The sequence below is a fragment of the Vibrio cionasavignyae genome, from assembly GCF_050337155.1.
In the GTDB taxonomy this organism is placed as follows: domain Bacteria; phylum Pseudomonadota; class Gammaproteobacteria; order Enterobacterales; family Vibrionaceae; genus Vibrio; species Vibrio nomapromontoriensis.
Genome location: NZ_JAKJSR010000026.1, coordinates 83,651 through 103,391 on the forward strand (window position 1 = coordinate 83,651; position 19,741 = coordinate 103,391).

At 41.9% G+C, this 19,741-nt stretch carries 19 protein-coding genes; 15 read left to right on the forward strand and 4 right to left on the reverse strand.

Going from position 1 to position 19,741, the window contains the following annotated elements; all coding sequences use genetic code 11:
- The first annotated feature begins 33 nt into the window (after nt 1-33).
- Both modB and modC read left to right on the forward strand, forming a co-directional pair.
- Complete coding sequence (gene modB, locus L4D74_RS20210) at nt 34-726, forward strand: molybdate ABC transporter permease subunit (protein ID WP_428754297.1); 693 nt, start codon at nt 34-36, stop codon at nt 724-726.
- Nucleotides 723-1,835: a molybdenum ABC transporter ATP-binding protein ModC gene (gene modC, locus L4D74_RS20215; RefSeq protein ID WP_428754299.1), complete on the forward strand. Its 1,113-nt coding sequence runs from the start codon at nt 723-725 to the stop codon at nt 1,833-1,835. The genes modB and modC overlap by 4 nt, the downstream gene beginning before the upstream one ends.
- Before the next feature lie 96 nt (nt 1,836-1,931).
- Here modC and L4D74_RS20220 read toward each other — a convergent pair whose 3' ends face one another.
- Complete coding sequence (locus L4D74_RS20220) at nt 1,932-2,369, reverse strand: DUF3069 domain-containing protein (RefSeq protein ID WP_250618617.1); 438 nt, start codon at nt 2,367-2,369, stop codon at nt 1,932-1,934.
- Nucleotides 2,370-2,582: 213 nt separating this feature from the next.
- Between L4D74_RS20220 and L4D74_RS20225 the strand changes: the two genes are divergently transcribed.
- Complete coding sequence (locus L4D74_RS20225) at nt 2,583-3,566, forward strand: GGDEF domain-containing response regulator (RefSeq protein ID WP_428754301.1); 984 nt, start codon at nt 2,583-2,585, stop codon at nt 3,564-3,566.
- A 96-nt stretch (nt 3,567-3,662) separates the two neighbouring features.
- A complete protein-coding gene (locus L4D74_RS20230; RefSeq protein ID WP_428754303.1) occupies nt 3,663-4,637 on the forward strand; it encodes a Solitary outer membrane autotransporter beta-barrel domain in 975 nt (324 codons plus the stop codon).
- A gap of 35 nt (nt 4,638-4,672) precedes the next feature.
- Here the strand turns inward: L4D74_RS20230 and L4D74_RS20235 are convergent, their stop codons facing one another.
- Nucleotides 4,673-5,911, reverse strand: coding sequence for a GGDEF domain-containing protein (locus tag L4D74_RS20235; RefSeq protein ID WP_428754304.1), 1,239 nt, complete (start codon nt 5,909-5,911; stop codon nt 4,673-4,675).
- A gap of 374 nt (nt 5,912-6,285) precedes the next feature.
- Between L4D74_RS20235 and L4D74_RS20240 the strand changes: the two genes are divergently transcribed.
- The 11 genes from L4D74_RS20240 (at nt 6,286) to L4D74_RS20290 (ending at nt 17,363) form a co-directional block, all read left to right on the forward strand.
- The gene (locus L4D74_RS20240) at nt 6,286-6,561 is read left to right on the forward strand and encodes an HlyU family transcriptional regulator (RefSeq protein ID WP_428754306.1); all 276 of its coding nucleotides are present in this window, start codon (nt 6,286-6,288) and stop codon (nt 6,559-6,561) included.
- 321 nt (nt 6,562-6,882) lie between these two features.
- The gene (pntA, locus tag L4D74_RS20245; RefSeq protein ID WP_428754308.1) at nt 6,883-8,421 is read left to right on the forward strand and encodes a Re/Si-specific NAD(P)(+) transhydrogenase subunit alpha; all 1,539 of its coding nucleotides are present in this window, start codon (nt 6,883-6,885) and stop codon (nt 8,419-8,421) included.
- Between the two features lie 8 nt (nt 8,422-8,429).
- Nucleotides 8,430-9,824, forward strand: coding sequence for a Re/Si-specific NAD(P)(+) transhydrogenase subunit beta (gene pntB / locus L4D74_RS20250; protein WP_428754309.1), 1,395 nt, complete (start codon nt 8,430-8,432; stop codon nt 9,822-9,824).
- A gap of 164 nt (nt 9,825-9,988) precedes the next feature.
- Complete coding sequence (gene vxrA / locus L4D74_RS20255; protein ID WP_428754311.1) at nt 9,989-11,443, forward strand: sensor histidine kinase VxrA; 1,455 nt, start codon at nt 9,989-9,991, stop codon at nt 11,441-11,443.
- Nucleotides 11,418-12,077 (forward strand): response regulator transcription factor VxrB, encoded by a 660-nt coding sequence (gene vxrB / locus L4D74_RS20260; protein ID WP_250618624.1) that lies wholly within the window; start codon nt 11,418-11,420, stop codon nt 12,075-12,077. Before vxrA ends, vxrB begins: the two co-directional genes overlap by 26 nt.
- Complete coding sequence (locus tag L4D74_RS20265; RefSeq protein WP_428754313.1) at nt 12,077-12,955, forward strand: DUF2861 family protein; 879 nt, start codon at nt 12,077-12,079, stop codon at nt 12,953-12,955. The genes vxrB and L4D74_RS20265 overlap by 1 nt, the downstream gene beginning before the upstream one ends.
- 84 nt (nt 12,956-13,039) lie before the next feature.
- Nucleotides 13,040-14,173 carry a conjugal transfer protein TraF gene (locus L4D74_RS20270; protein WP_428754314.1) on the forward strand — a complete coding sequence of 378 codons (1,134 nt, stop codon included), beginning with the start codon at nt 13,040-13,042 and terminating at the stop codon, nt 14,171-14,173.
- A gap of 65 nt (nt 14,174-14,238) precedes the next feature.
- Nucleotides 14,239-14,391 carry a YoaH family protein gene (locus L4D74_RS20275; protein ID WP_250618627.1) on the forward strand — a complete coding sequence of 51 codons (153 nt, stop codon included), beginning with the start codon at nt 14,239-14,241 and terminating at the stop codon, nt 14,389-14,391.
- A 431-nt stretch (nt 14,392-14,822) separates the two neighbouring features.
- On the forward strand, nt 14,823-15,422 hold the full coding sequence (locus tag L4D74_RS20280) for a hypothetical protein (protein ID WP_428754316.1): 600 nt from the start codon (nt 14,823-14,825) through the stop codon (nt 15,420-15,422).
- Between the two features lie 1,054 nt (nt 15,423-16,476).
- The gene (locus L4D74_RS20285) at nt 16,477-16,863 is read left to right on the forward strand and encodes a regulator (RefSeq protein ID WP_428754318.1); all 387 of its coding nucleotides are present in this window, start codon (nt 16,477-16,479) and stop codon (nt 16,861-16,863) included.
- 128 nt (nt 16,864-16,991) lie between these two features.
- Nucleotides 16,992-17,363, forward strand: coding sequence for a regulator (locus L4D74_RS20290; RefSeq protein WP_428754319.1), 372 nt, complete (start codon nt 16,992-16,994; stop codon nt 17,361-17,363).
- Nucleotides 17,364-17,423: 60 nt separating this feature from the next.
- Here the strand turns inward: L4D74_RS20290 and L4D74_RS20295 are convergent, their stop codons facing one another.
- Nucleotides 17,424-18,269 (reverse strand): DUF3037 domain-containing protein, encoded by an 846-nt coding sequence (locus L4D74_RS20295; RefSeq protein WP_428754321.1) that lies wholly within the window; start codon nt 18,267-18,269, stop codon nt 17,424-17,426.
- Nucleotides 18,266-18,976: a HipA family kinase gene (locus tag L4D74_RS20300; protein ID WP_428754323.1), complete on the reverse strand. Its 711-nt coding sequence runs from the start codon at nt 18,974-18,976 to the stop codon at nt 18,266-18,268. Before L4D74_RS20300 ends, L4D74_RS20295 begins: the two co-directional genes overlap by 4 nt.
- Nucleotides 18,977-19,741: the final 765 nt, after the last annotated feature.

Here is a 19,741-nt window from a genome sequence, read left to right on the forward strand (position 1 = left end):
GGCAAATTTATAGATGGTAATAGTGGATAAACAATGTTGAGTGAATATGAGCTCCAAGCACTATGGCTGAGTCTTAAAGTGGCCAGTGTCGCTATCATTTGGCTGATTCCTATTGGCATTTTCTTTGCGTGGATACTGAGTAAAAAAACGTTTGTTGGCAAAAGCCTACTCGATAGTTTAATTCACTTACCGCTTGTTCTGCCGCCCGTTGTCGTCGGATATTTACTCCTTATATCTATGGGCCGTCAAGGTTTTATTGGACAGCTTCTATTCCAATGGTTTGGCGTCAGTTTCAGTTTTAGTTGGAAGGGGGCTGTATTAGCCTGCATTGTTGTCGCGCTGCCATTAATGGTGCGTTCTATTCGTTTATCAATGGATAGCATCGATCATAAATTGGAGCAGGCAGCCCGCACACTTGGAGCGTCGCCATTAAAAGTGTTTTGTACGATCACCTTGCCGCTCATCATTCCTGGAGTTATCAGCGGTACGATGTTGGCTTTCGCACGTAGTCTGGGGGAGTTTGGAGCAACAATCAGTTTTGTGTCGAACATCCCAGGTGAAACTCAAACCATTCCATTAGCCATGTATAACTTCTTGGAAACGCCTGGCGCAGAATCCGCAGCGATGAGGCTGTGTATTATTTCTATTGTTATTTCTCTCGCCTCATTATGGTTTGCTGAAGGGTTAAACCGTTGGACTCAAAGACGATTGGGAGTAGAGCGTTGAAGAAGATTCAGATTGATGTTCATAAGCAGCTTTCCCCACATCAATTTCATTTCAAAGCTGAGCTACCCGCAAAAGGCATTACAGCGGTGTTTGGTCGCTCTGGAGCGGGAAAGACGACGTTTATTAACCTGCTATGTGGGTTAACTCCCCCTGATAACGGCAATATTACCGTTCAGAACACCGTCCTTTTTTGTTCACAGCAACGGGTGAACGTTCCAATTGAAAAGCGAAAGATAGGTTACGTATTTCAAGATGCTCGTCTCTTTCCTCACATGAAAGTGCGACGCAATTTGTGTTACGGGGTCACGTTATTTGACCAGGCACATTTCGATGAGGTCTTATCGTTATTGTCTATTGGTGAATTACTAGAGCGATACCCTTCAGAGCTATCAGGAGGGGAAAAGCAACGTGTGGCGATCGGTAGGGCTTTATTGAGTAAACCGGATCTGTTGCTTATGGACGAACCACTCGCATCGTTGGATTTGCCGCGAAAACGTGAGGTGATGCCTTATCTTGAGCGGTTGTCGAGTAGCATTGATATTCCCATTATTTATGTCACCCACAGTCTAAACGAAATACTGCGATTGGCTCAGCATCTCATTGTGATTGAGCAAGGGGAAATTGTTGAATCGGGCTCAATTGAAAAGGTATGGCGCTCACCTTCAATGCAGGCATGGCAATCGTTTTCTGATAAAAGTGCTTTGTTTAAAGGCCAAATTATCGAACAAAGCCAAAGTTATGCGTTGACCAAGATAGCTCTTAATTCACAAAGCTATTTGTGGGTGCAGCATACAGAGGGAGAAATCGGTGAGTTAGTTCGATTACGTGTGAGGGCGAGTGATGTTTCCATTGCGCTCGAGCGCCCTACAAAGACGTCGATACGGAATATACTCGCCTGTAATATTAAAGCTATTAGTATGGGCGCCCATGGTAGTTCAACACAAAGTGTAGAAGTCGTACTAGGTTTAGGAGAGGACTCCGAACTGGTCGCGGTGGTAACACAATGGGCGGTGGAAGAGCTAGAACTAATGGTTGGACAGCGGGTATATGCTCAGATTAAGGGTGTCAGTGTTGCGCAGCGAGACGTAGCGTTAGATCCTCATTTTTAAATTCGCTCAGGATACAAAAAAAGGCACTATTTACTAGTGCCTTTTTACGCTCTTGTGCTTTGACAAAGAGTTTAATTCTCTCGCGTCAAATGAGGCTTACTTTTCGAAGACTTCTTTGAATTCACGTTTCAAAATTGGGTCACGACGTGCTTTTTTGATTTGCTTAACCATATCTTTAATACAGTTATGCAGAACTTTATCAATTAGGTTCGCACGGTAGTCTTCTTTTTCTTCGTCGCTCATGTCTTTTGGAAGATCCATTGATGCGAACTCTTCCATTGTGTTTACACCTGCAAACCCTTGGCTTACAGAGATAAGGCCATGGAACTGTTCGAAGTTATCAAGAATGTTTTGAGCGCTTCCTGGTAGTGAGTCCCATGCTTCGCGTACTGCTTCTTCTGTCACTTCATGGATTGATACAATCATGTTGTGCAGCGCTTCTGGTACTTCATCAAATTCGATGACTTTGCGCAATTCAGGTGAGATGGTGGTTAGATCTACGGTTGTTGTTTCGGTATTTTGAGTATCAGACATACGGCTATCTCTTCTGAAAAATGTTCGCCTATCCTAAAAAAGGCAGGATAAAGGTTAATGATAAACTGTGTCGCAAAAAAAATCTTCGTTTAAATACTAATTTCCTGAGCAGTTAGCCAAATCATATTGAAAATATGGGCTTAAATGAATATTGTCCTATTATGTGTTATATCTTAGTAATAAGTAGAAAGTTTAGTTTTTACAGGGAAGACTATGATTTCGATGGACTCTTCAATGAGAATACTGCTGGTTGACGATGCTCAATTAGAGCGGATGCAATTGCAGATTAGGTTAAAGCAATTGGGACACGAGGTTGAAACAGCAGCAAGTGGCAAAGAAGCACTCGCACTTTACCCTAATTTTGATCCTGAACTCGTGTTACTGGATATCTCTATGCCAGAAATGGATGGGTTCGAAGTCGCGGCAAAAATACGCGAAGGTTACCTAGAAGACTGGATCCCTATTATATTTTTAAGTAGCCATGATGAACCTGAAATGATCGCCAAAGCCATTCAGGCAGGAGGTGATGACTATCTAGTGAAACCTGTAGATAAAATTGTGTTGCAATCTAAGCTTATCGCGATGCAACGAATTGCCCATATGCGTCGAGAACTTAAGCAGGCAAGTGCTCAATTAGAAGAAGCCAATAAAGCCCTTCAGCATCAAGCAAACGAAGACGGATTAACCAAGCTATTTAATCGTCGTTATATGGATGAAAAGTTACTTGAGTTAGTGCAGTGGCATGGCCGTCACCAGGCCCCATTGTCGGTGATTTTAATGGATGTTGATCACTTTAAAGCTTATAACGATAACTATGGTCACACTCAAGGCGATCAGTGTTTGATTGACCTTGCCCAATTTCTGGACGTAATGTTTATTCGAAGTGGTGAATATGTCGGCCGCTATGGTGGAGAAGAGTTTGTTATATTCATTACTAACTGTGACATAGCGGAAGCGGAAGATCACGCGTTGCGCGTTAAAGAGGGGGTTAGCGGTTTGAACATTAAGCATGCTTACTCCTCCACATCAAACTGCGTGACACTGTCACTCGGTGTCATTAGTTTTATCCCTCACGGCACAGAACCTATAACTAGTTTGTATGAAAGCGCTGACAAACTCTTGTATGAAGCAAAACGTAGTGGTAGAAATAGGTATGTATTGCCTATTGAGCGAGACTTAGCCTCCTCAATCACATAGAATTTTTTGCTTTATTGCTCCATCTTTTATTGCTCGATCTTTTGTTGCTGAGCTCAAAGATAGGCGAAATATTTTATACACTCTAAGAGGGTTTGGGTGCGCGGTTTTCAATCATTATTTCCAGTAGTAGCTTTGCTCATACATCCTTCTTTTTCTTATGCAGACCCTCGTTTTGCCAGTATATTTGAAGATAGTTTCGCTGGGGCGATAATTCTTACTGACAGTGATGCATTAACGTTAGGCGTAAAAGACTTTGACCCAAACGATTGGCTAAATATTAACAACGATAATATAGGGTCTGAGGATGCGTTAGATTTAAGAAAAAGTATAGGTGTTTCCACGTTACCGTTTACCTTTGAACTAGGGAAGAGTGATGTTATGACACAGCGGGCTGTCTTAAGGTTCTCTGCGTTGCGTGCTGAAGGTGATGTTGTTGATATTCCAGATGAACCAACCGATCTGCATAAAGAAACCATTCTTGGTGTTTTTACTGGCTACGAACAAAATATTGAATTTGCGAAACATTGGAGTTTCGAAACAGGGATCGGCTTCCATCTGCAATACTACATCAGTGACTACGATTTCAACTCTAGTATTTCTCAAGAGATAATTAAGCCTCTTATTGATGGTCAACTGGTGAATACCAGTGCTTGGGCTGCCACAGTTCAGCCAAAAGCTGGTTTTGTATATTCAGCGCCTAGAGATTGGGGACATGTTAAGTATAACTCAACCTTTAACTATTTTTCAGGAGTGGGTTGGGGAAAAGCGAACAACGGTGATGTTGGTACTCCAGAGGGTTGGTATTGGTCTAATGAAGCGAAATTCTTCTATGACGTGACCGACTGGGGACGTTCTGTTCAAACGCTGTATTCAAGCATTAGGCGTGTTGATGTTGGCGGTGATACCGTTGGCCCAATTGGAGCACAGCACTATTACGAAGGTACTGTTGGTTGGTTAATGACGCCACCCTTTAAGATTCAGTTTGTCGATAATATCGGCGTGGGGCTAAGTGTTAATTACGGCAGCGCTCTAAAAGGGGGAAGCTTGGTGTTGTTCTTTAATCAAGATTAAGTCTGCTTGGTGATGTTAAGAGGTTCCCGCAGATGCTACACCATAGCATGTACGCGGTTTCTGCCCAGCTCTTTCGCTTTGTACAACGCTTTATCCGCTTTCTTCAATACCTGTTCTGGTTTATTGGTATTTTTGCTGTCTGATACACCAATACTGACGGTTATGCTCACCGTAGAACTGTCATTGTCTTTACCGCGACGCTGAGCGCCTGCTTTATTGTTTTTAGGGCGCTGTTCATTGTCTCGAATGACCATTTTATAGTGCTCAATCTCGCTTCTAAGTTCTTCTAAGAAAGACTTACTTTCTTTGACCGTCTTTCCTTTGAAAAGAATAGTGAACTCTTCACCACCATAGCGGTAGACTTTCGCATTACCACCTGTGCTTGTCATTCGAGAGGCGACGAGTTTCAGGACGTCATCGCCTGTTTCATGGCCATAAGTGTCGTTAAACTTTTTGAAATGGTCGACATCAAGCATCGCAATGGTGAACTTTCGTCCCAAGTGCTTCATATCCATTTCGAGCGCTCGTCGCCCTGGGATATTAGTTAATCGATCATTGAACGCCATTTGATGACTCGCCGAAATGACGTAAATGATGACCAAGATTCCGGCAAGAGAGAAGAGCGTACTAGAGACATACGGAAGGTGGAAAAAAATGAACGTGGTACTTGTTAACAAGATACAAGTATAAACAACAGCATCAATAGGGCGATTGTAGTTAAGGACAAAAATGCCCGTGGCGCCTGTCATCGCGATGCAATACAGGATTAATACGATAGGTAATCGCGATATCGTTGGAAATGAGAAAAGGAGATCTTCTTCAAACCCACTAAATCCTCCGGTATAAAAATGCGTCAAGATAAGGTATGTCCAAACGAGAAAGCTAAACATAATGGCGCTAAAGATATACATGCCGCGGTTAAAAATACCGGTATCCGGAAATAAAAAAGCCAGGCAACACGATACTGGCAATAACAAACTGACGAGAGATAATTCAAGTAAGGTAGTGCCGGTAGAAATTGGTGTTTGTAAGCGGGTTTGAATGACTACATAAGCAATAAGCATAGCCATCGAAACCATGGCAATACGCGATTGTTTAAAACTGTGACTGAGCGCGAGTGCAGTGCCAAAGAGAATATAGGGGAGGTTAGTTGTAAATCCAGAGTTGGCTTGCGTCGCTTCAATAATGTGGTTCATTCCAAAAAGTACGCAACTAATCAATACGACAGGAATAAACAGTCTGAACAAGTTTGAGCTAGCAAAAGATGTCGACATTAATGGTACGGCTCAGGGCTTAATAATTTACATAGTTATGATAGCTAGCATACGGTAATTTGATGTTTTGCCAAGTATTTTGTTAATGATAGTTTGAAAACTATGGTGTTCGGCTCGCATTCCTGATAATACATGCATATTACGATATCGGCTGACGATACCGTTAATGATGCCGATGGTTACACGTTTCCGTTTCTATACGGTTGACCGATTAGATAATAGTCGACACCATAAGGTTAACAAAACATCGGTTGGTTTTGATGTCGATTTACTCCCTTGTATAGATGCATCAAGGCCTGCAAACAGTCAGCAAGTCTTCCCCTTAGGCTTAAAGTACATGCCGACAATAACTTCTTATTTCAAAAGGAACTAAAATGGGATTTTTCTCAAAATTATTTGGTGGTAAACGCCAAGAAGAAGCAAAAGAAGTAGAGCCTGTAGAATATAAAGGTTTTTTAGTTTATCAAGAGGCGCTTTCAGAAGGTGGCCAGTATAGAGTAGCTGGTAAGATCACTAAGCAAATCGCGGACGAACTAAAAACACACCGTTTTATCCGTTCTGATGTGTTGGGCAATGAAGCTGATGCTAACGAGTTAATGCTAAAAAAAGCGCAGATGTTTATAGATCAGATGGGCGACAGTATGTTTTAACACTATTTTGTCATAGCTTTTTCTTCTGGAAAGACCAGTTTGAGTTTTTGGGATTAATTGATGTTGGTCATCCGCTTACAGGGAAAATTGTCATAACATGACGCGTCTACCTGAATTCTTCCTGTAAAAGCTTAAAATTATACAGGTATGACCTCTAAATAGCGTAATAAATGTAGTTTTTTTACTGAAAAAGATTGTTTAATCTTCCTTACATTCAGTTATATGTAATGAAATATAGTCTTTTTCTTACAAAAGACTTGATGTTATGAAGTTGGTTGGTTAAAAAAGAATAATCATTGTGCCAATAGTTAAGGAACAGCTATGCAAATTGGTGTGCCAAAAGAAATCCTCGCAGGTGAAACGCGAGTCGCTGCAACACCGAAATCGGTTGAGCAGTTATTAAAATTGGGATTTGATGTCTCAATAGAATCACAAGCCGGTTCGCTCGCGAGCTTTGACGATACAGCTTATGTCGCCGCAGGCGCAAAAATAGTGACAACCGAAGAGGTTTGGAACTCAGAGCTTATCTTTAAAGTTAATGCGCCAACGGATGAAGAAATTGCTCTACTCAACGATGGAGCTAGCCTAGTCAGCTTTGTATGGCCTGCGCAAAATCCTGAATTGATGGACAAGCTATCGAGCAAGAACATTAATGTCATGGCAATGGACGCGGTTCCTCGAATTTCCCGTGCACAAGCTCTTGACGCGTTAAGCTCAATGGCGAATATTGCTGGTTACCGTGCAGTTGTCGAAGCGGCTCATGAGTTTGGACGATTCTTTACGGGACAAATTACTGCTGCGGGTAAAGTTCCACCGGCAAAAGTTCTTGTCGCGGGTGCGGGTGTTGCAGGACTTGCGGCGATTGGTGCCGCAGGTAGCTTAGGTGCGATCGTTCGTTCTTTCGATGTTCGACCTGAAGTCAAAGAGCAAGTCGAATCTATGGGCGCAGAGTTTCTTGAAGTCGATTTTAAGGAAAACTCGGGTTCTGGTGATGGCTATGCCAAAGAAATGTCGGATGAGTTCAACAAGAAAGCGGCTGAGCTTTATGCTGAGCAAGCCAAAGATGTCGACATTATCATTACCACCGCGCTAATTCCTGGTCGTCCTGCTCCAACGCTGATAACCAAAGAAATGGTTGACTCAATGAAAGCGGGTAGCGTCATTGTCGATCTAGCGGCTGCCAATGGTGGTAACTGTGAATATAGCGTAGCGGATCAAGTAGTCACAACACCAAATGGCGTTAAAGTCATTGGTTATACTGACATGGTTGGTCGCCTTCCTACACAGTCTTCCCAGCTTTATGCGACAAACATCGTTAACTTAATCAAATTATTGAGTAAAGAAAAAGATGGCAACATCAACATCGACTTTGAAGATGTAGTATTGCGTGGTGTCACAATCGTAAAAGAAGGTGAAGTGACCTGGCCTGCGCCACCCATTCAGGTTTCGGCCCAGCCTGCAGCGCCTAAAGCTGCGCCGGTTAAGCCAGCAGAGAAAGTGGAAGAGCCAACATCTCCAATTAAAAAATTTGCAGGTTTGGCTGTCGGGCTAGGTGCTTTCGCTTGGGTTGCATCTGTTGCTCCAGCTGCCTTTTTGTCTCACTTTACTGTATTTATTCTTGCGTGCGTAGTTGGGTATTACGTGGTTTGGAATGTATCTCATGCGTTACACACACCGCTAATGTCGGTAACTAACGCGATTTCAGGCATTATTGTGGTTGGTGCACTACTACAGATAGGACAAGGTAACGGAGCCGTAACTGTGCTTGCGTTTATCGCTGTTCTTATTGCAAGCATTAATATATTTGGTGGCTTTACTGTTACCAAGCGTATGCTTGAAATGTTCCGTAAAGACAAATAGGAGGCGACATGTCTGCAGGATTAGTACAAGCCGCTTATATTGTCGCGGCGTTATTCTTTATCATGAGTTTAGCAGGTCTATCGAAGCAAGAATCTGCTCGTTCAGGCAATTACTATGGCATAACGGGTATGACTATCGCATTGATTGCGACGATCTTTAGCCCTGACGCTCAAGGTTTTGCTTGGGTTATTATCGCAATGGCAATTGGTGGTGCTATTGGTATTTTCTACGCTAAGAAAGTAGAAATGACCGAAATGCCAGAATTAGTGGCGATTCTTCATAGCTTTGTTGGCCTTGCGGCTGTTTTAGTAGGTTACAACAGCTATTTGGAGCCACCTGTTGCTATTTCAACCGATTTGGCTGAAATGCACGCGGAACATGTTATTCACTTAGTTGAAGTCTTTTTAGGCGTGTTCATTGGTGCGGTAACATTTACTGGTTCTATTGTTGCTTTTGGTAAGTTACGTGGTGTGATTTCGTCTTCACCGCTGAATATTCCTCATAAGCATAAATGGAATTTGGCTGCAATTGTCGTTTCAACGCTTCTTATGATCTACTTCGTGAAAGCAGACGGCAGCATGTTTGCACTTCTTGTCATGACTTTGATTGCGTTTGCATTTGGTTACCACCTAGTTGCTTCAATCGGCGGTGCTGATATGCCAGTTGTCGTTTCAATGCTGAACTCATATTCAGGTTGGGCAGCAGCGGCGGCAGGTTTCATGCTTGCAAATGATCTACTGATTGTTACCGGTGCGTTAGTGGGCTCCTCTGGTGCGATTCTCTCTTACATTATGTGTAAGGCGATGAACCGTTCGTTTATTAGTGTTATAGCCGGTGGCTTTGGCCAAACGGTTGTGATCTCTGAGGATCAAGAGCAAGGCGAACACCGTGAAACGACAGCAGAAGATGTTGCTGAGATGCTTAAAGACAGCAAATCAGTCATTATTACTCCAGGGTATGGTATGGCGGTTGCTCAAGCTCAGTATCCAGTTCATGAAATTACTGAAAAGTTACGCGCTCAAGGGATCGATGTTCGTTTTGGTATTCACCCTGTAGCGGGTCGTCTTCCAGGTCACATGAACGTTCTACTTGCTGAAGCGAAAGTTCCGTATGACATCGTTCTTGAAATGGATGAACTAAACGACGACTTCCCAGAGACCGACACGGTTTTAGTTATCGGTGCAAACGACACGGTAAACCCAGCGGCGCTAGAAGATCCAAATAGCCCAATTGCGGGAATGCCAGTCCTCGAAGTTTGGAACGCGAAGAATGTTGTCGTGTTTAAACGCTCGATGAATACCGGTTATGCGGGTGTGCAAAACCCACTTTTCTTTAAAGAAAACACATCAATGTTATTTGGTGATGCTAAAGAAAGTGTTGATGCGATTTCAAAAGCGCTTTGATAAAGAGTGATAATCGAGAAAGCCAGCGAAAGCTGGCTTTTTTTTCGACTATTTACACGACAAACACATTATTAACAGAATATTTGCGTGCACTTGGCGTGAATCTTGCCGATAATATGTAAAACTCTGTTGCAATCTCACTACGTAGAGACAAGATCAGCCCTTTGAAGAAATTAACTCACACATTGTTGCTTGCGATTATATTGCCGTTCGCTAGTTCTGCGAGCGCTGAATCTTTGCCGGAACGCATTGATAACTTTGTAAGCTTTTTTGATTATGAGCAAGCAAAGGCTTCATATGACATTCGTGTTATCCAAGCGGACTTTCCTACACAGTTGTTGACGCCGGTATCTATGTTGCCACAAACAACAAAGTATCCTCTAAAGTCAATTCAGCAACTGTATCGATTGGCAGAGCAGTGCAGTGGTAAACTGCCGCTAAGCCCGTTGATTACAGAGCCACTAGTTTTTACTCGAGCGATGTGTAGTGGAAGAAAAATATCAACGAAGTGGTTTGCTCGAAGTGGTTTGATTCATCCTGGAGGGGGAACATACGCTGCAAGATACATTGCTAAGTATCCAGAGAAAGCTGAAGAATTAAAAAAGTTCATGCATATAAATGAACGCGAGCTTTCACCGCCTGGTTCGTTGCTTGGCAGATTACAGGTCATGGATGAGCAAACGGTTATTTCACTAATACGTGGCTCTTCGATGTTTGTGGAAAATGGAGAGTTGTGGCTAAGGCGAGGAGATGTGTACTATCTCTTTGAGCCAAGTGTTTGGAAAAATAATATTAAAGAAGCAGGTTTGAACTATAAACTTGCATCGCAAACCTCTACATGCTTTGTTCAGCGTGGTAACTTGTGTTGGGAAGTTGAAGATCATTCTGACGTGTTACGCATAAGCATGATCGTTTTGATTATCGCAAATATCCTATTAGTGATTGGATGGGCGATTTATCGGTGGAATAGCAAGCGCGAAGAGATGAGAAGTCGTATGCTTGTATTGCAGATCCTAACTCATGAGCTGAGAACTCCGATTGCAAGTTTGTCTTTAACAGTAGAAGGGTTTCGTCGTGAGTTTGAGAGGCTGCCAGAATCTGTTTATGATGAATTTAGAAGGTTGTGTGAAGATACGCGACGACTACGGCAATTAGCGGAAGCGAGTAAAGATTATTTACAGTCAGATAACAAACCGCTTGCAACAGAATGGCTTCCATCTGTTCAAGATTGGTTAAGCTTTAAAGCAGAAGAAGAGTTTGAAGTTGACGTTAATCTGACTATTAATCAGGACATCGCCGCTAAAATCAATATATATTGGCTAGGTACATGTATCGATAACCTGTTGCGCAATGCGATAAAGTACGGTGTTGCTCCGGTTACGTTAAATGTCATCACTTCTTCAAATTCACTTAGAATTGAAGTGATCGACAATGGTCCATTGTCAGCACGCGATTGGCGTGAACTGAGAAAACCATTTGTTAGTAAGGCTGGCCTTGGGTTAGGACTTACGATTGTAGAATCTATGGTGGGTCGAATGGGTGGCAAAATGTCGCTTGCTGGACCGCCTACAACATTTATTTTGGAGATACCCTGTGAAACAGACACTGCTACTTGTTGAAGATGACAAGAATCTAGCTGACGGCCTTTTAGTAAGCTTAGAGTTAGCCGGGTATAACTGCCTACATGCAGAACTTATCTCTCAAGTTGAACAGTATTGGGAGGAAGCGGATCTCGTTATTCTAGACCGTCAATTACCCGATGGTGATTCAGTACAACATTTACCTGGCTGGAAACAAATAAAAGATGTTCCAGTTATTCTTCTGACGGCACTTGTTACCGTAAAAGATAAAGTAACGGGGTTAGACGCTGGCGCAAACGACTATCTTACCAAGCCATTTGCTGAAGCAGAGTTATTTGCTCGCGTACGTGCACAGCTACGCGCACCAGAGTCAGATATTGAAGAAACGAACAAGGTGGTTACCGACAGCTTAGTGATCGACAAATCTACACGTGAAGTGGATTACAAAGGTGAGATGATTACGCTCACTCGTACCGAGTTTGATTTGTTACTTTTCTTAGCGAGCAATCTTGGCCGAGTATTCACTCGCGATGAACTACTTGATCATGTCTGGGGTTATAATCATTTCCCAACAACAAGAACGGTAGACACTCACGTATTACAATTGCGCCAAAAGCTTCCAGGGTTAGAAATCGAAACTCTGCGTGGTGTTGGTTATAAAATGAAAGGCTAATGTCAAAACACTCATTGCTTTTGATTTGTTCATTACTTACGGCATCAACTCAGGTTGGTGCCGAGTGGTTTGAGAACAATACGCCAATATCTCAGGCTCATCGACACCTTTTGACTAAAGATCAAGAGTCGATGTTTCAGTCGTTAGTGGAAATTTGGCAGCAACAGCCATCAAAAACGATAAAAACTCACATCAATCGGCTGTTCCTTCAGTCATTAGAAGCGGATTGCGGTAAAGGTTACTCATCGCAACCACTACCGAAATGGCTAAGTTCTGTCATCGTAAAGCAGCAATCGATTCAAAGCCCAGGACGTGACACTTTTCAAGCAACTATTGAACTGGAGTCGGAGATAGCGATATCTTCCATTACCCTGAAGAAGTGGGTCGACCGTAAAATTTCTAATGATCGAGAGTTTTTTACTAATGCCATAAGTGACCCTGTCACTCACGCGGCGGTCTATGGGATTCGTTATAATTTAACGTCACCGATTGATGTAGGGTTATATCGACTCGAAGTGAAGCGAATTGACGGTGAAGTGTGGAGCCAGTGGCTCATTTTTACAGACCAAGCACTAAAGCAAACGGTGCGATGGTCGGCTAAAGATAAGTGGCAAATTGAAAAAAACGCTTTGCTGAATCCTTATTGTCCTTTACCTAAACTAGAAGTCGGGCTCTACGATTATGTTGATGGTAAATATACACAAATCTGGGGCCAGGAATACGAATCTGATTACCCGTCAGAGTTGAAAGCCAAGAATGTACCACCAGACCGATATGTGTTGGCGGTGTCAATGAAACAAACCCGATGGCAAGGTCCAATTCTTTTTGAGCGCTCTCAGATCATAAGTAAGACGTTTGATGTCTCAGTTGACGATTAACATCGGAAAAACAACGTCTAATTACTAAAGTAAATTCAATTGATGCCGTTAATAGCTAAATAAAGGATTAACGGCATTTTTGTAATGAACACTAGAATCAAAACGCTTACCGCACTCTCGATCGTGTCAACCACGTCAATATTGTCTTCGGCTTCGGCCAACGCTTCAACACTAGCGATTGATGCTCGCGGTGATGCGATGGGTGGAGTCGGTGTTGTCTCGGCATCTTATCTTACTGCACCATTCTATAATCCCGCTTTGGTTGCTATCTATCGACGCAATGACGATGCAGGCATGTTAGTACCAAGTCTAGGTGTGAGTTATAACGATGAAGATCAAATGTTAGACAAAGTTGACACTGCGATTAACTCCCCGTCAGCCGCTACACTCAATGCCTTACATGGTACACAAGCTAAAGTCGATTTTGGGGGGGCAATAGCATTCGGAATACCAAATCGCTACTTAGCGGCGAATATATTTGGCAAGGCGTACGCTGAAAATGTAGCCACGCCAGACATTGTGACTGACGGCACTGATATAGAGAATGCGAATAAATCTGCAGTCAAAACCGCATCAGTTGCAGTGACGGAAGTAGGGATCTCGTTAGCACGATATCAGACACTCTTTGGGCAACACTTCTCTTTTGGTGTGACGCCAAAACTACAGCGAATTTATACTTATACGTCTGTGAGTTCATTAAAAGACTTTAACCTTAATAACATTCGTGAAAACTCGCAAGGTGAGACAGCGCTTAACTTAGATGCGGGCGCACTCTGGTTCAATGGCCCGTTTCGAGCGGGGTTCTCTGCTAAAAACATGTTGTCGAGAAATATTAAAACCGATTCTGGAGTGGTCAATATTGGCGGGCGGAATGTCAACTATGGATACGAATATCAGTTAACGCCTCTTTATACTGTTGGCGCAGGATTTGTCGCGGACTACTTTCAGTTCTCAGTGGACTATGACTTGAATGAGGAAAAGAAATTCACTCAATTCGACGATAACGTGCAAATGCTACGAGCTGGCATTGAAGTTGATTTAGTTCGACAAATTCAACTAAGGGGAGGGTATATGAAAAATATGTCCCGAGATTCAGAAGGCACGATCACTGCAGGTATTGGATTGAGTCCTTTGAACATCTTCGAAATCGATATCGCAGCAAGTTACACTTCACCGCAAGCAATGGGCGCAACAATAAACTTCATGACAACTTATTAACGCTTGCCTGAATGAGATTATCGTTTATAGTCCTCCTTTAAGACCCACTTCGTCAGGAGGACTTTATGTTTGACGATTTACCCACCTTATCTCATCAAGAGCAGCAAGCTGCCGTCGAGAAAATACAAGAACTCATGCAGCAAGGCGTTAGTACAGCTCAAGCGATAAAGATGGTCGCTGAACAGATACGAAAAGAAAAAGCAGAGTTACCAAAATAGTCAACATCAAACAGAATTACATTAAAGGCTCCCAATAGGGAGCCTTTTTTTGTGCCTTAATACATACAACTCCGCGTTTATATTACAAAGAACCGATTCAAATAAAACGCAAGAACAACAACTTATCGCAGAGTAATATGCTGCAGTGAGTTGTTGTAAATTCTGGCTTTGTAATTTAATTACATGGGTTAAAGCCAATCAAAATCCAGCCAGCACATTATGCTGCTTCGGTTCTTGGGTAATATAACAAAAGTAAGTGTTTACTGTGAACAAGATTGGAATGCGAATCTTAGTGCACTATAACTTAATGATGTTGGTAGTAATTCAAACAGACATAACGCTATATGAACGTTGTGCCATACTAATATTGAGGCACGCTATCGAAATATGAGTTGTCACTTTTACTACTAGGCATTTACAGAGGTCATATTATGTTTCCATCACCTTCCTTATTAGCTCGACAGTTATTGCAGCAGTCTAAAAACCTAGTCACACCAACTCAGTTGTGTTCTGCTTTGGCCGTTATAGACAAAACCTCTACGGCTCTCGTACCGGTGACGAACTATAAACTTGATATTCCAGTCTGTGTATTTCCTAGGGCTATCTTTGAAGAGCACGTGAAATCCAACAAGACACTCGGTAGAAAAGACGGTGTTTTCTGGGTTACAGACCGTAGTACATTCGATAGTTTTGGAAAAAGTCTGACACACCTAAAAATAGAGCGCATTTTGGGCATGAACCCAGGTTACTACCCAAGAGATCAGGACTTAGTTATGGTAGTCATCGATAACGCCGAAGAAGATGACTTTCGACTACCAAGTGATAGTGAAGGTGGTGCGAATGATAACTGGCGAGAAGGGGGCTATGCTGGTTGGCCACATACTTATATGTCGACTCCAGAGCGCGTTGCCAGTTCGAGAAACAGTACATTAGCCGAAATTAGCTCAGCAATGATGTTAGTGCAAGGGCTAACAAATCCACTTGATGTATCTGGCTCGATTGATGACATATACAGTCACTTTAAAAAGTAGTGACACCCATTGCTAGTTACTGTTTAAATACACAGTATTCGGTGGTAGCTAATAATCTATGTAAACCTTATATCATATACGTGTCGCATTCGTGATGATGTTTACGAATCGTGTCAGGTAGAATTCGGTTTGAGTGACACGGTAACACAGTGATGATTTTAGTTCGTATAGGACTTAGAGTGTATCAGGACTATAGTATGACCAGTTTCACTTGATGTGACAGGGTGACTTTATCGCGCGATAGATAAGACTTGAGAAGATGATTCATATCCAGTGATCTTTGACTTAGCTGTAGACGAAAAAAATACAAACCTCCTAAAAGTACATTTTGGTTAACGACAAGCTATTTAAATGGTCTTAATCAAGAAGCTATGATTGCATTGTTTCAGGTGTCGGAGTGTTTTTGTAGATAGAGATAGATTGTGTATTTCGGTGGTTTTCAAAATCGAACATTAGTTGGAACTAGCGAGTAAGCTATAGTATTTCAACCCTGAAATTTTCTGAGTAGTATTTTGAGCGCTAAGAGAGACAAGTTGATTCACCAAAGCCAACGATACGAATGGACAGAAGATACAGAATTTCATGGGGTAAACAAATAGCCAAAATATTACGTTCAGCAGTTTTACAGTTAGTGGGTTGATGAATGTCGGCATCAAACCAGCGACGAACGGTGGCAACATTAACGTAAAAAACTCAGCGCCTTAGTGAATAGATGAAAGCTCACAGCAGTTAAACATTTTGAATGACTCATAAAACATGATGTGCCGCAGGAACTTGAAGCGCGGCGAAATTATTTTTTCGCTAATTTTAGGCTGTTAGAAGTGCAATGCGCAGCAATAATGGAAGCGAGCCATTCGGGCTGTATGAGGAGTTAGCGCTGAGAAAGGAAAGGTTTATAGAGAGTTCGGCATACATATCAATAACTTACTGTAATGAATGAGACAGTTTTGAACGTGTGTGCCTAAATGTTAAATTTGGGTGCGCTAGTGCGCATTATGCCAGCTTAAGTTAAATAGTACTGACTAAGTACATAATTAGGAAGTTTGGTGGTTTTATGCGCTTTACTTACAATAAGTTAAGTACTTACCAAAAACACAAAACTCTGCGGATTTTTGAAGATTTGACCGTGGAAAGTGTAGCAAAAATTTGTTTTAAATCTGTGACTACCGTCGAGAAATGGAAAAGCAGTGGTTGTATCCCACCGGAGTATAAAAGGCTCGTCAGATTGTACCGCAAGAGGGAACTTTCAGATGAAGAAAAGTGGGATGGGTTTTACATGGTAGGAGACAGCCTGTGCTTGCCTACGGGCCAGTTGGTACAACCACAACAAATCATATTGGCTATGGCACTACTTGAGTTAGGGGCGCATCCAGATGTAAAAATTAACAGCAAGATAGCGAGGATTGCGAGGAAGCTGAACGAACTCCGTTTAAAGCCTTAAAGACATAATCGAAAGAGTGGGTGGTGAGTGCAACTATCATTGCTTATATTGATAGTTGCATAAACTGACAGGTATCTAAAGTTACAGTGTCGCGTATGAATGTACTTTTCACTAAGAAAGGTATAAAGATGAGATACTTAAGTGTTACGGATAACTACATTTTTAGGCAGATGAAGTGTGGTATTTCGCCAGAGATGACGGCTAAACTTTGCTTTAAAACACTAAAGGATGTCCGGGCGTGGGATAAAGGGAAGCCGATACCACCCGAATGTAAACGCCTAATCAGGATGTATGCGCACCGCGAACTTGGGATTGGCGATTCATGGGAAGGTTTTGAAATGGTCGGGGAGAAGTTGCACTTACCAACAGGCCAGATGGTAAGTGCACAACAAATCCTTACTGGTATTGCGCTTATCGAGATTAACTCTGAATTAGAAATAAAAACAACAAGTAAGCTACTTCAATTCTCTCGTGCTATAACAAAGATAAAACTAATCTAGTTCTGGAAAGCTTGCTGCCACTGAAAACTAAAAGAGGCTTTAACAGCCCCTTAGTTAGTGTTAACTAATTAATTCAAAATCATCAGGCGAATGCCAGTTGGGTTTTGCAAAAGTGAAAATGCTATTTCTATTTTCAAAGTCTTGAATCTGAACACCTAGTTCTTTCATCTCTTGAGTTACTACTTCATATGCTGTCTGAAATTCATCGGTGTTACGAGTAGGCTTCTCTAAAGCAAAAAGGAAATTCTCGTGTTTGATTGTCTTCGCTCTAATCAAGTGTTTAATACGAGATATCCAACGTTCACCATGATCCGCAAGCATTAAAGGCGTATGCTGATCAAAAGCTAATGGCTTAATCGCTTTGATATCGTTGTTATCGACAGTAACCAAGGGTAGTTTAAAAAAACCATAACCTGCATCTAGTCGTTTCTCTTGATACTTGATATCAATAGCAGTTGTTAGCTCTCGCCTAAGCGCTTTCACCATTTGCTGCTCTCTATACTCTTTAACTTCTTTAAAATTTCGACCAATATATACTTCGAAAAGCTCAGTTAATGCTGCATCAGGGTTTTCTGAAATCATAATGCCAGGGTCAGCAAAAGTCATGAGACCCTCACGCTCTCGAGTGATCTCGAGCATCATGTTAACCAAGTCTTGCCCTTTTAACCTTCTGGCAAACTGTTGAACAGAGTGCAGTTCTTCTTCAAAAGTGCTAATAGCCTGTTTATAGAGGTTACCTTCGATATCCTCGAAGAAATCAGAAACTCTCTTAAAGCGTTTAGGGGCAATTTTAAAGTTAACATAGCCAGTTTTCGGGACAAAAGCTAGAACACCAACATTTGCAAACTCCTGAGTTTCTGAAAATGGCATAAATCGAATGATTGAATAATGTACAGCTACTTTCATTTTATACCCTCCCAAAAGTCTGCTGATTTAAAGAGCTCCAATCTTACAATGATTTCTGCATTAATACTATCAAGAGTAAATGTATCTGTTTCCAGCCAATCGTTTGGCAAAGTTTTAATTGCATCTGGAATTACAGTCATTGCATCAGTAAATTTTTGCTCATAATGTTGTCTATCAACTAAGTCTAGCTCTTTTCCTACAGAAGCACACGCGTGTAGAGTTTTATGTGAATCTAGATCGAAATCATTATCGAAGGCTAAGTTATGATCTAACACAAAAAGCTGCTTAGTGCTTTGCTCAAAAAATAAATTGGGATTACCACCAAATTCAGTTAAGTTTCGGTCGTTATTCCTAATCCAATAATCAAACATATAGATATCTTTTAACTCCGACGTTTCTAATTTTTTCAGCTGAGAGAAGGTGACATCTTGAATGTTACGCTGAAATTCAGAAGCAAAACAATAACCTGAGTTTATATTCAATGGTGAATACTCTGTGAGAATATCATCGAGCCATGCAATTTTGAAAGGTGGGATAGGTAAGCCAAAACGCAGTGCTAAATGACCAACAATCCACTCTTTTACCAGTTCACCTCGACTAGTATTAGCCCCCTTAACGACATATCTTTTACCGTCATCGGCTAAGCACAGTAGCGGCCTAGTTCTTCCTTGTTTTAACTCTCGTTCAATCTTTTCAATAGCAATCACTGTGATATGAGTAACCAAAATATTATGTGCTTATACACGTATTAGACATTATTGTATCTGCAACTTCAACTTTTGAATTTTCCATTATTTCATGGTATTAGGTGTCTATGTAATCTTGAATATACTGATGTCCTTGGGAATTTACCCCCGTAATACAGGTACGGGGGTTTGACGCTTCCGCGCTCGCTTCAATCACAATCAAAAGCCTTTTCTCTATCGTTGATCCTTCTTTGGGTTGCCGTTGCTTAACTCGCCGTTTTCGTTTCTGCTCTCTGCAAGGCTGGCTTTGCAGGAAGGTAGGGGTTTTGCGTCTTCTTCATGGGGAGCTTTGGCTTCGGGCGGGTTGGGGCAGTCATGCCCAACTTTGTATCGGTGGGCGCCCTTATCCCTGTCGGGCCATTCACGTTAGCTTAGGAACTTGAACTTGTTGAGCTGGCGTTCGCCGTGAGTTTGTCATTTTTTAACGTACTGGTATGTCATGCGATGACATACTCTCGCGTTGATTCTTTTCGTACTAGAACTTTCGTTTCATCTGCATTTCATTTTAACAAAATTGACGTAATTTCATACTTTTACCATACTTGACTGCACTTTTTCACACAACGCACGGCCTCCGCTCAGCGTCGCTCCGTTCGTGCGTTGTGTTCAATGCGTTTCGTGTAATTTGTATGGTTCGTTCAAGATTCAGCTTGATGTGTTCACAATCAAGTATGACCGTCTGTGACTGACTTCATGAGTGTGCTTTTAACATTTCACATACCAGAT

Excerpts from the sequence above, each read along its gene's own strand:
- modB (WP_428754297.1), top strand. The coding sequence starts at position 34 with ATGTTGAGTGAATATGAGCTCCAAGCACTATGGCTGAGTCTTAAAGTG.
- L4D74_RS20220 (WP_250618617.1), bottom strand. The coding sequence starts at position 2,369 with ATGTCTGATACTCAAAATACCGAAACAACAACCGTAGATCTAACCACC.
- L4D74_RS20225 (WP_428754301.1), top strand. The coding sequence starts at position 2,583 with ATGATTTCGATGGACTCTTCAATGAGAATACTGCTGGTTGACGATGCT.
- L4D74_RS20235 (WP_428754304.1), bottom strand. The coding sequence starts at position 5,911 with ATGTCGACATCTTTTGCTAGCTCAAACTTGTTCAGACTGTTTATTCCT.
- L4D74_RS20240 (WP_428754306.1), top strand. The coding sequence starts at position 6,286 with ATGGGATTTTTCTCAAAATTATTTGGTGGTAAACGCCAAGAAGAAGCA.
- pntA (WP_428754308.1), top strand. The coding sequence starts at position 6,883 with ATGCAAATTGGTGTGCCAAAAGAAATCCTCGCAGGTGAAACGCGAGTC.
- pntB (WP_428754309.1), top strand. The coding sequence starts at position 8,430 with ATGTCTGCAGGATTAGTACAAGCCGCTTATATTGTCGCGGCGTTATTC.
- L4D74_RS20265 (WP_428754313.1), top strand. The coding sequence starts at position 12,077 with ATGTCAAAACACTCATTGCTTTTGATTTGTTCATTACTTACGGCATCA.
- L4D74_RS20270 (WP_428754314.1), top strand. The coding sequence starts at position 13,040 with ATGAACACTAGAATCAAAACGCTTACCGCACTCTCGATCGTGTCAACC.
- L4D74_RS20275 (WP_250618627.1), top strand. The coding sequence starts at position 14,239 with ATGTTTGACGATTTACCCACCTTATCTCATCAAGAGCAGCAAGCTGCC.
- L4D74_RS20280 (WP_428754316.1), top strand. The coding sequence starts at position 14,823 with ATGTTTCCATCACCTTCCTTATTAGCTCGACAGTTATTGCAGCAGTCT.
- L4D74_RS20285 (WP_428754318.1), top strand. The coding sequence starts at position 16,477 with ATGCGCTTTACTTACAATAAGTTAAGTACTTACCAAAAACACAAAACT.
- L4D74_RS20290 (WP_428754319.1), top strand. The coding sequence starts at position 16,992 with ATGAGATACTTAAGTGTTACGGATAACTACATTTTTAGGCAGATGAAG.
- L4D74_RS20295 (WP_428754321.1), bottom strand. The coding sequence starts at position 18,269 with ATGAAAGTAGCTGTACATTATTCAATCATTCGATTTATGCCATTTTCA.